Origin of the sequence: Ramlibacter sp. (assembly GCF_013697775.1) — a bacterium.
Lineage (GTDB): Bacteria > Pseudomonadota > Gammaproteobacteria > Burkholderiales > Burkholderiaceae_C > Ramlibacter.
The window spans coordinates 1-10,078 of the sequence record NZ_JACCWG010000093.1; the positions used below are offsets into that span (position 1 = coordinate 1).

At 71.0% G+C, this 10,078-nt stretch carries 10 protein-coding genes; 7 read left to right on the forward strand and 3 right to left on the reverse strand.

What is annotated here, in order from left to right; all coding sequences use genetic code 11:
• The first annotated feature begins 98 nt into the window (after positions 1 to 98).
• The 5 genes from H0U68_RS05005 (at position 99) to H0U68_RS05025 (ending at position 5,447) form a co-directional block, all read left to right on the forward strand.
• The gene (locus H0U68_RS05005; protein ID WP_296353290.1) at positions 99 to 1,346 is read left to right on the forward strand and encodes an ABC transporter permease; all 1,248 of its coding nucleotides are present in this window, start codon (positions 99 to 101) and stop codon (positions 1,344 to 1,346) included.
• 93 nt (positions 1,347 to 1,439) lie between these two features.
• Entirely contained in the window at positions 1,440 to 1,949 is a 510-nt protein-coding gene (locus H0U68_RS05010; RefSeq protein ID WP_296353292.1) for a DUF3299 domain-containing protein, read from the forward strand.
• Entirely contained in the window at positions 1,950 to 2,330 is a 381-nt protein-coding gene (locus H0U68_RS05015) for a hypothetical protein (protein ID WP_296353294.1), read from the forward strand. It begins immediately after the preceding gene.
• 79 nt (positions 2,331 to 2,409) lie between these two features.
• Positions 2,410 to 4,440: a TonB-dependent receptor gene (locus H0U68_RS05020; protein WP_296353295.1), complete on the forward strand. Its 2,031-nt coding sequence runs from the start codon at positions 2,410 to 2,412 to the stop codon at positions 4,438 to 4,440.
• 41 nt (positions 4,441 to 4,481) lie between these two features.
• Positions 4,482 to 5,447: an AEC family transporter gene (locus H0U68_RS05025; protein WP_296353297.1), complete on the forward strand. Its 966-nt coding sequence runs from the start codon at positions 4,482 to 4,484 to the stop codon at positions 5,445 to 5,447.
• Positions 5,448 to 5,467: 20 nt separating this feature from the next.
• On the opposite strand, the gene pdxH is transcribed toward H0U68_RS05025, so the two are convergent.
• Positions 5,468 to 6,118 carry a pyridoxamine 5'-phosphate oxidase gene (pdxH, locus tag H0U68_RS05030; RefSeq protein ID WP_296353298.1) on the reverse strand — a complete coding sequence of 217 codons (651 nt, stop codon included), beginning with the start codon at positions 6,116 to 6,118 and terminating at the stop codon, positions 5,468 to 5,470.
• A 476-nt stretch (positions 6,119 to 6,594) separates the two neighbouring features.
• Here pdxH and H0U68_RS05035 point away from each other — a divergent pair, with 476 nt between their 5' ends.
• On the forward strand, positions 6,595 to 7,143 hold the full coding sequence (locus tag H0U68_RS05035) for a nucleotidyltransferase family protein (protein WP_296353301.1): 549 nt from the start codon (positions 6,595 to 6,597) through the stop codon (positions 7,141 to 7,143).
• 4 nt (positions 7,144 to 7,147) lie between these two features.
• Here the strand turns inward: H0U68_RS05035 and H0U68_RS05040 are convergent, their stop codons facing one another.
• Both H0U68_RS05040 and H0U68_RS05045 read right to left on the reverse strand, forming a co-directional pair.
• Positions 7,148 to 7,681, reverse strand: coding sequence for a superoxide dismutase family protein (locus H0U68_RS05040; protein WP_296353303.1), 534 nt, complete (start codon positions 7,679 to 7,681; stop codon positions 7,148 to 7,150).
• Positions 7,682 to 7,745: 64 nt separating this feature from the next.
• A complete protein-coding gene (locus tag H0U68_RS05045) occupies positions 7,746 to 8,333 on the reverse strand; it encodes a gamma-glutamylcyclotransferase (RefSeq protein WP_296353305.1) in 588 nt (195 codons plus the stop codon).
• Positions 8,334 to 8,448: 115 nt separating this feature from the next.
• On the opposite strand from H0U68_RS05045, the gene edd reads away from it, so the two are divergent.
• Positions 8,449 to 10,078, forward strand: a 1,630-nt coding sequence (edd, locus tag H0U68_RS05050; protein ID WP_296353306.1) for a phosphogluconate dehydratase, incomplete at its 3' end; no start/stop codon positions are given.

The following is a 10,078-nucleotide window of genomic DNA, read 5'->3' on the forward strand; positions in this document are numbered from 1 at the left end:
ACGCTGGTGGTCGCCACCCACGACGCGCGCGTGCGCGCCGCACTGCCGCGCGCGCAGCTGTACCTGCTGGACCGCGCCTCGGCGGCCGCCGCGCCCGCATGAAGACCGCGGCGCTGGCGTTCCGCTACCTCTGGTCGCGACCGCTGGCGGCGCTGCTGAACCTGCTGCTGCTCACTTTGGGGCTGGCGTCCATCACCTTCGTGCTGTTGGCCAGCGAGCAGGTCGACCGCGCCTTCCAGCGCGACTTGGCCGGCATCGACGCCGTGGTCGGCGCCAAGGGCAGCCCGATGCAGCTGATCCTGGCCGGCGTGTTCCACATCGACGTGCCGCCCGGCAACATTCCGCTGGCCGAGGTGCGCAAGCTGGCGCAGCTGCCGTTGGTCAGGCAGGCCATCCCCATCAGCCTGGGCGATGCGTTCCGCGGTTTTCGCATCGTCGGCACCACGCCGGATTACGTGACTCACTACCGCCTGCAGATGGCCGAAGGCGCGCTGTGGCGCGCGCCGATGGAGGCGGTGGTGGGCGCGCAGGTGGCCAGCGCCGCCGGCCTGCGCCCGGGGGCGGCGTTCGCGGGCAGCCACGGCCTGGGCGGCGGCAGCGCGCACGCCGAATCGCCGTACCGCGTGACGGGTGTACTGGCGCCCTGCGGCTGCGTGGTGGACAGGCTGGTGCTCACCAGCCTGGAGTCCGTGTGGCACGTGCACGCGGCGCACGGCATGTCCGGAATGCCCGGCCAGGGCGCAGCCGCGCATGCGGACCACGGCGCCGATGCGGATACGCACGAACACGATGACGACACGGCGCGCGAAGTCACCATGGCGCTCATCACCTACCGCAGCCCGCTTGCGGCAGTGAGCTTCCCCCGCTACGTGAACAGCCAGACCGGCATGCAGGCGGCGGCGCCGGCGCTGGAGATCTCGCGCCTGCTGCGCCTACTGGGCGTGGGCACCGAGGTGCTGCAGGGCATCGGCGCGGTGCTGCTACTGACGGGTGCGCTGTCGGTGTTCGTGGCGCTGTGGACGGCGGTGCGCGAGCGCAGCGCCGACCTCGCCATGCTGCGCATGCTGGGCGCCACGCCGGCGAAGGTCGGCGCGCTCTTGCTGTGCGAAGCGCTGTGGCTGGCGGTGCTGGCCTCGGTGCTGGGCCTGGCCGCCGGCCACGGCCTCACTGCGCTGGTGGCGGCGATGCTGCGCGCGCAGCAGTCGCTGCCGGTGTCGGGCGCGGGCTGGGTGCCGGCCGAAGCCTGGATTCCGGTGCTGGCGCTGGCGGTGGCCGGCCTGGCCGCGCTCATTCCGGCGATCGGCGCCGCGCGCGTGGACGTTGGGCGCCTGCTGAATGCGCGCTGAAGCGATGTGCGTTCCAAAGCGTCCACGGATCGGCAATACTTCCCGCTGTCACCGCATGCATGCATGGGCGCCGCGCGCGCCGGAGTTGCGAACATGAAATCCAGAATCCTGATCCTCGCCGGCCTGCTGGCCCTGGGTGCGCAAGCCCAGCAGCTGCAGCAGCCGCCGATGCCCGCCGTGCCCATGGGCACCGGCGCCGGCGTGCACAGCCCGAACAGCCCGTTCGCGCCGCTGCCCGCGCGCACGGACGTGGTGCCATGGTCGCTGCTGACCGACGTGCAGACCAAGGCCGATGCCAAGAACCGCCTGCTGCCGAATTTCAAGAAGGACCAGATGGTTCTGAACCAGCGCAAGCAGCGCGTCCAGGGTTTCATGATGCCGCTGGAGCCGGGCGAAAAGCAGACCCACTTCCTGCTGAGCTCGGTGCCGCTCACCTGCTCGTTCTGCACGCCGGGCGGCCCGGAGAGCATGGTGGAAGTGAAGACGAAAACGCCGGTCAAGTACACGCTGGACCCGGTGACCGTGGAAGGCACGTTCGCGCTGCTGAGCGACGACCCTTACGGCATGTACTACCGCGTGACCGACGCGGTCGCGGTGAAGTAAATGCACCTGCCGTCGCGCGCCCGCGCACTGGCCTGGCTGCTGGTGTGCGCGCTGGTGCTGGCCCAGGCGCTCGCGCTGATGCACGGCATCTCGCACGGGCTGCGCCACGCGGAGCGCGCGGCGGCCACGCACCCGGCTGGCGCCGTGCAATCCGTCGCCGTGCCCTCCGGCTGGGTCGATGCGCTGTTCTCGGCGCACAGCGACGATTCGTCCACCTGCAAGCTGTTCGACTCCCTGAGCCACACGGCGCCGCCCTCGTGCGCCGTGCTGGCGGTTCCCATGGGCATCCCGCCCTATCTGCTGCCCCTGCTGGCCGGTGAAGCGCTGGCCCGCTGGGTCGCGCTGTTCGACGCGCGCGGCCCCCCTTCCTTCGTTCGCTGATCCCGCTTTTTTTCGCGGCGCACGCGCTGGCCTGGATGGCCGCGCGCGCCGTGCTCCGGCTTTCACGAACAAGGCAACCATGCACAAGACATTCCTGGGCCGCGGCGCACTCGCGCCCGCCCTGACCGCGGCCCTGGCCGCCACCCTGACCACGTTCTCCACCGGCGCGTTCGCGCAGGCGGGCGGCACCCTGAAGGAAGTCACCGTCACCGGCAATCCGCTGGGCGTCGGCGACCTGGCCGCACCGGTCACGCAGCTGTCAGGCACCGGCCTGCTTCTGCGCTCGCAAACGACGCTCGGCGAAACGCTGAACAACCTGCCCGGTGTCTCCAGCACCTACTTCGGCCCCAACGCCAGCCGGCCGATCGTGCGCGGCCTGGACGGCGACCGCGTGCGCATCCTCAGCAACAGCGGCGTCTCGCTCGACGTCTCCAACCTCAGCTACGACCACGCTGTGGCGGCCGACCCGATCAGCATCGAGCGCATCGAGGTGCTGCGCGGGCCGGGCGCGCTGCTGTACGGCGGCAACGCCATCGGCGGCGTGGTGAACCTGATCGACAACCGCATCCCGCGCTTGTCCGTGCAGGGCGTGGCCGGCAAGGCCGACCTGGGCTGGTCCAGCGGCAGCCGCGGCAGGCAAGCGGCGGTGCTGGTGGAAGGCGGCAATGACCGCATCGGACTGCACGTCGATGCGTTCGACCGCGGCGCCGGCGACGTGCGCGCGCCCGTCAGCCTGCCATGCACGCGCGACGGCACCACCACGTTCGCGCGGCGCATCTGCAACTCGGCGTCCGATGCGTCCGGCGGCGCCGTCGGCGGCTCGCTGTTCTTCGACCACGGCTATCTCGGCGCCTCGGTGAGCAGCTACAGCAGCCACTACGGCACGGTGGCCGAGGACGCCGTCACCATCGGCATGCGGCAGGACCGCTACGCGCTGGAAGGCGAATGGCGCGACCTGGGCGGTCCGTTGCGGTCGGTGAAGGCGCAGCTCAGCCACAGCGATTACAGCCACACCGAATTCGACGCCGGCGCGCCCGGCACGGTGTTCCGCAACCAGGGCAACGACCTGCGGCTGGAGGCGCGCCACAGGAAGTTCGGCGCGCTGGACGGCGTGATCGGCCTGCAGGTGGAGAACGGCCGCTTCTCCGCCGCCGGCGAGGAGGCATTCGCGCCGTACAGCCGCACCCGGCAGCGGGCGCTGTTCGCGTATGAGGAACTGGGCACGTCCTGGGGCAAGCTGACTTTGGGTGCGCGCGCCGAGCGGGTGCGGGTGGCGTCGCTGGGCAATCCGGACGAGCCGCGCTTCGAACGCGGCGAACGCAGTTTTTCGCCGGCCAGCGCCGCGCTCGGCGGCATGTGGAATCTCTCGCCCGAATGGCAGCTGAGCGCCAACGTCGCGCACAGCGAGCGCGCGCCCAAGGACTACGAGCTGTTCGCCAACGGTCCGCACTTGGCCACTGGCGCCTGGGAGCTGGGCGACGCGAATTTGGGCAAGGAGGTGTCCAACAACGTGGATGCTGGCCTGCAATGGAAGCGCGGCCACCACCAGTTCAAGCTCAATGCGTTCCAGAGCCGCTTTCGCAACTACATCGCGCTGCAGTCCACCGGCGGCACGCATGCGGCCGGTGGCGAGGACCTGCCCGAGTTCGCTTACCGCGGCGTGCGCGCGCGTTTTCGCGGGCTGGAGGCCAGCGGCACGGTGCGGCTGGTGGATGCGCCGTCGACGCTGGACCTGGAACTGCGCGGCGACCTGGTGCGCGCCACCAACCTGGACACCGGCGAGCCGCTGCCGCGCATCGCACCGGCGCGCATCGGCGCAACGCTGGCCTGGGCGCAGGGCGCCTGGGGCGCGCGCGTCGGCTTCGACCACAACGCGCGGCAGAACAGGGTGCCGGCAGGCGAGCTGGCGACCGGCGGCACCACGCTGTGGCAGGCGGCGCTCACCTATCGCATGAAGGCCGGGCCGTCCAGCCTGCTGTGGTACCTGCGGTTGGACAACGCTACCGACCGCTTGGCCTACAGCGCCACCTCCATCCTCACGCAGACGGTGCCCGGCAAGGCACCGCTGCCGGGACGCAGCGTCAAGCTGGGGCTGCAGGCGAGCTTCTGATTCCCGTATAACCGGGAGTCATCTTCCACCCACTGCCCGCCTTGGACCAGCCCGTTTTCGCCTCGTTGCTTCCCGTCGTGTTCCTGATCGGCGCCGGCGTGCTGGCGCGCCGGCGCGGCTGGATCAGCGGGCAGGGCGTGAAGGAGCTGTCCAACCTGGCATTCCTGCTGCTCGCGCCGGCGCTTCTGTTCCGCACCATGGCCACGGTGCGTCTGGAGCAGATGGAGCTGCGCCCGATCGCCACCTACTTCATCGGCGCCGGCGTCATCTTTTTGGCCACGCTCCTGGTGCGCGGGCTGACCCGGCGCGCGGTGGTGCTGGCGCTGGCCGGCACCTACAGCAACGCGGTGATGATCGGCATTCCGCTGGTCGGCCTGGCGTATGGCGACGCGGGGCTGGTGCCGCTGTTCACGCTGATCTCCATGCACGCGGTGGTGATGCTCACGCTGGCCACGGTACTGCTGGAGCTGTCGGTGGCGCGCGAGGAGCGCGCGGCCGGCCTGCACGCGCAGCGCTCGATGGCGCACACGGTGGCGCTGGCCGTGCGCAACGCCATCATCCACCCGGTGCCGTTGCCCATCCTGGCGGGCCTGCTGTTCGGGCAGACCGGCTGGGCCATCCCGCCGCTGATCGACAAGCCGATGCAGCTGCTGGGCAGCTCGTTCAGCCCGCTCGCGCTGGTGCTGGTCGGCGCCACGCTAGCGTCCAGCCGCATCGGCGTGTTGTGGCGCGGCGCGCTGGGGCTTGCGCTGGCGAAGAACCTGGGGCATCCGCTGCTGGTGGTCGCGGCTGCCTGGATGCTGGGCACGGGCGGCCTGCCGGTGGCGGTGATGGCGCTCACGGCGGCGCTGCCGATCGGCGCCAACGTGTTCATGTTTTCGCAGCGCTACGCGGTCGACGAGGAACTGATCACCGCCGCGGTGGCGGTGTCCACCGTGCTGGCCATGGGCACTGTGTCACTGGTGCTGTGGGTGACCAATTCCGCAGGCGTACTGCCGCCGACGTGAGCCGGCAGAGCCGCAGAGCCTTAGGGCGCCAGCCGCTCGCGCACCCAGGCGCCGCTGTCCTGCCGGTAGCGCAGCCGGTCGTGCAGCCGGCTTTTGCGGCCTTGCCAGAACTCCCAGCGGTCCGGCACCAGGCGGAAGCCGCCCCAGTGCGGCGGGCGCGGCGGGTTCAGCATGAACTGCGCGCCGTACTTCGCCGCGGCGGTCACCAGCACCGAGCGGCCAGGGATCACCTGGCTTTGCGGGCTGGCCCAGGCGCCGATGCGCGAGTCGAGCGGGCGGCTAGCGAAGTAGGCGTCGCTCTCCTCGGCACCGACCTTCTCCACCCGGCCTTCGATGCGCACCACGCGCTCCAGGTCCACCCAGTGGAATTGCAGCGCGGCGAACGGGTTGCCGGCCAGCTCCTGGCCCTTGCGGCTGTCGTAGTTGGTGTACCAGACGATGCCGCGCGCGTCGTAGCCCTTGATCAGCACGATGCGCGTGCTGGGCCGCAGGTCGCCCGCCACCGTGGCCAGCGTCATCGCGTTCGGTTCGGGGATCTCGCCCGCGATCGCTTCGTTGAGCCATTGGTCGAACTGCTGCAGCGGGTCGGCATTGGAAGCGTCCTCGCTGAGTTCGGCGCGCTCGTAGCTCTTGCGCAGGTCGGCGATGCGGGAGGAGATGTTGGAGCTCATTCTGCAAATTCTCGCACTCTGCGCGGTTTCTCTCGTTGCTTGGGGGCAGCGGCCGGCGGCCGGGGTGGGCCAGGCTCCGATCACGCTCGCGGACGCCTGCCCTGAAGCTCGGAGACTGCGTCGTTAATTCCGCTGTGCCGCGCATCCTCTGTAGCGACCGCGAATGGACCCTGCGCCTGGCCCACCCCGACCGCCCCTCACCCCGGCCCTCTCCCCAGTGGGGCGAGGGAGGAAGAAAAGGGAGCGAAAGTGACACGCGACGTGGAGGGCAGGGGCTGGGGTGCCCGGGCGCAGGGTCCATTCGCGGTCGCTACAGACACTGCGCGGCACCACCTCGTTGACGACGTGAAGCCGGCGCGCCGGGGCAGACGCCCGCGAGCGTGATCCCGGAGCCCGGGCACCCCAGCCCCTGCCCGATGCCACCCAGGCAGCCGCGTGAATCCCCGAGCCCGAGACTCCACTACGATCCGCAGGACATGCAAAACAGCCCAGTCGTCCTGGTCCTCGCCTCCGGCCGTGGCGAGCGCTTCATCGCTTCCGGAGGGACCGGCTCCAAGCTGCAGGCCCTGCTTGCCGGCAAGACCGTGCTGGAACGCACGCTCGATGCCGTGCGCGCGAGCGGACTGCCGTGGCACCTGGAAGACGCGGGCCATCCCGGCATGGGCGACTCCATCGCAGCAGCGGTGCGCGCGACGACCGATGCCGTAGGCTGGCTGGTGCTGCCGGGCGACCTGCCGCTGATCGACCCAGCATCGCTGCGGCGCGTGGCCGGGGCGCTCGGTGCGCACGAGATCGTGCTGCCGCACCACCAGGGACAGCGCGGCCACCCGGTGGGGTTCGGGGTGGCGTGCCGCGACGAACTGCTGGCGCTCAGCGGCGTGGAGGGTGCCGCTTCGGTGGTGCGCCCGCGCGCGGCGCAGGGCCGGGCGTTGCGGCTGGACCTGGACGATGCCGGCATCGTCACCGACATCGACACCGTGCAGGACCTGGCGGCTGCCGCGCAGCGGCTGCGCGGCGCTCCTTAAGGCTTCAGGCGCGCGTGATGACGGCGCAGGCCAGGCGCGGGCCGGCGTTGCCGGTGGGTTGGGTGGTGTAGTCGTCCGCGTCGCGGTGCACGATCAGCCCGCGGCCGACCACGTCGGTGGCGTCCTGGCCAACCGTGACGGCCGGCGTGGTGAAGCTGATCTTGGCCGTGCCCGCCGCGTCGGCCTTCAGCGACAGCAGGTCGCCGGCGTGGTGCGCGCCCTGCGCATGCTGGCCGTGCGGCTGGCCGCCCGGGTTGAAGTGTCCGCCGGCGCTCATGCCGTCGCCGCTGGAGCAGTCGCCTTTTTCGTGCACGTGGAAGCCGTGTTCGGCATTGGGCTTCAGGCCGCGCACCTCGCCGGTCACCGCCACCTGGCCGCCGCTCTGCACGAAGCGCACCGTGCCGCTGACGGTACTGCCCGTTGTGGGCTGCAGGGTGGCCACGGCTGCCGGGTCGCCGGACAACATGCCGGCGCAGCCGGCCAACAGGGCAGCGGCCAGCAGGCCGGTGGAAAGGATGGGGGCAGAGGAAGCGCGCATGGAATGTCTCCTGTCATGTCTGCAGCGGCCAAATGTAGACGAAGCGCGCAGCCCCGTGGCCGCTTCAGCGCCGCGCCAGCTTCAGCAATCGCTCCAGCCGCCGGTCGCGGATGTTCAGGCGCTTGAGCTCTTCCAGCGTGCGGTCCGCGTAGTCCAGCGTGGTGCCGTAGATGCCGGTCGCCTCGGCGAAGATGGCACGGTACTGCTCCTCGCTCAGCTCGCCGGTGTGGTTGGGGCTCTTGCGCGACAGCGTGAACGCCAGCGCCGACACCGGGCCCTGTGCCGTGTGGCAGGTGAGCCATTTCGGGTCGTACACCGCGCTGATCATCTCGCGCGCCCACAGCCGCGCCAGCGCGTCGCGCCCATCGTGCCGCGCGATGCGGAACACCATGCCGCGGCAGCATCCGCCCGAGAGCATGCCGAACACCAGGCCGGGCCGCTCCGGCGTGCCGCGGTTCACGCGGCTCCACATCTTCAGCGCGCGGTGCCAGCCGTGCACCACGGCCGGGCGCCGCTCGGCATAGTCGAAGTCAGGTTTCCAGATCAGCGACCCATAGGCGAACACCCACAGGTCCTCGTGTCCGCCCCATTCGTGCAGGGCTTTCTCCAGCATCGTCGCCGGGTCGCGCAAGGGCTTCGAAGCCTCCGTCATGGCATCCACTCTAGCGGGTTGCGGCCGCGGTTCGCATGGATCAGCGATGGTAACGGCCAGCCCACCTGTTCGCGAGGGCGCAGTACCATGCGGCGTCAGACGAGGGTAGTTGTTCATGAGACTTCATCCAGTGGTGGCGGCTGTGACGGACCGCATCCGCGAACGCAGCGCGGATTCGCGTGCGGCGTACTTGCAAAGGTTAGGCCAGGCGGCCCAGCGCGACCGTGGCGCCGACCGCATGGGCTGCGCGAACGTGGCGCATGCCTTCGCGGCGTTGCCCGCCAACGACAAGTTCCGCGTGGTGGCCGAGCGCGCGCCCAACATCGCGATCGTCAATTCGTACAACGACATGCTGTCGGCGCACGCGCCGTTCGGCACCTATCCCGACCTCATCAAGGACGAGGCGCACCGCAATGGCGCCAACGCCCAGGTGGCCTCCGGCGTGCCGGCCATGTGCGACGGCGTGACACAGGGCACGGCGGGCATGGAGCTCAGCCTGTTCTCGCGCGACGTGATCGCCATGGCCACCGCCGTGGGCCTGAGCCACGACGTGTTCGACGGCGCGCTGATGCTGGGCATCTGCGACAAGATCGTGCCGGGCCTCCTGATCGGCGCACTGCAGTTCGGCCATCTGCCGATGGTGTTCGTGCCGGGCGGGCCGATGCCCAGCGGCCTGTCCAACAGCGACAAGGCCAAGGTGCGCGAGCAGGCCGCGCAAGGGCTGGTCGGCCGCGCGGAACTGCTGGAAGCCGAGTCCAAGGCCTACCACACGCAGGGCACCTGCACCTTCTACGGCACGGCCAACAGCAACCAGATGCTGATGGAGGCCATGGGCCTGCACGTGCCCGGCGCCGCGTTCGTGCCGCCGCACACCGGCCTGCGCGAGGCGCTCACGCGAGAGGCGGTGCGCACCGTGCTCGGCAACGTGAAGGCCAGGCGCTTCACGCCCATCGGCCAGCTGGTGGACGAGCGCAGCATCGTCAACGCGCTGGCGGCGCTGCTGGCCACCGGCGGCTCCACCAACCACCTGATCCACTGGGTGGCGGTGGCGCGCGCCGCCGGCATGGTGCTGGACTGGGACGACTTCGACCGGCTGTCGTCGGTGGTGCCGCTGCTGGCGCGCGTCTATCCCAACGGCCTGGCCGACGTGAACCAGTTCCAGGCCGCGGGCGGGCCGGGCTACGTGATCCGCGAGCTGCTGGACGCCGGCCTGATGCACGAGGACGCGCTCACCGTGCGCGAGGGCGGCCTGCGCGAGTACACGCGCGAACCGGCGATGGCGGGCGAGCGCCTGGCCTGGACCGACATCGGCGCCTCGCGCGCCGACGACGTGGTGCGGCCGGCGGCCAGCCCGTTCAGCCCCACCGGCGGGCTGCGCCTGCTCACGGGCAACCTCGGGCGCGCGGTGATCAAGGTGTCTTCGGTGCCGCAGGACCGGCATGTGATCGAGGCGCCGGCGCGCATCTTCGACAGCCAGGACGCGCTGATGGCCGCCTTCCAGAGCGGTGAGCTGGAGCGTGCCTGCGAAGCCGACGCCGGGCGCGGGCTGGTGTGCGTGGTGCGCTGGCAGGGGCCGCAGGCCAACGGCATGCCCGAGCTGCACAAGCTCACGCCGCCGCTGGCCGTGCTGCAGGGCAAGGGCTACTGCGTGGCGCTGGTGACCGACGGCCGCATGAGCGGCGCCTCGGGCAAGGTGCCGGCGGCCATCCACGTCTCGCCCGAAGCGGCGGCCGGCGGGGCGCTGG

Bases quoted from the DNA above. Each gene is read 5' to 3' on its own strand.
- H0U68_RS05045 (WP_296353305.1), bottom strand. From the start codon at position 8,333: ATGACGGAGGCTTCGAAGCCCTTGCGCGACCCGGCGACGATGCTGGAG.
- H0U68_RS05010 (WP_296353292.1), top strand. From the start codon at position 1,440: ATGAAATCCAGAATCCTGATCCTCGCCGGCCTGCTGGCCCTGGGTGCG.
- pdxH (WP_296353298.1), bottom strand. From the start codon at position 6,118: ATGAGCTCCAACATCTCCTCCCGCATCGCCGACCTGCGCAAGAGCTAC.
- H0U68_RS05020 (WP_296353295.1), top strand. From the start codon at position 2,410: ATGCACAAGACATTCCTGGGCCGCGGCGCACTCGCGCCCGCCCTGACC.
- H0U68_RS05015 (WP_296353294.1), top strand. From the start codon at position 1,950: ATGCACCTGCCGTCGCGCGCCCGCGCACTGGCCTGGCTGCTGGTGTGC.
- H0U68_RS05005 (WP_296353290.1), top strand. From the start codon at position 99: ATGAAGACCGCGGCGCTGGCGTTCCGCTACCTCTGGTCGCGACCGCTG.
- H0U68_RS05040 (WP_296353303.1), bottom strand. From the start codon at position 7,681: ATGCGCGCTTCCTCTGCCCCCATCCTTTCCACCGGCCTGCTGGCCGCT.
- H0U68_RS05035 (WP_296353301.1), top strand. From the start codon at position 6,595: ATGCAAAACAGCCCAGTCGTCCTGGTCCTCGCCTCCGGCCGTGGCGAG.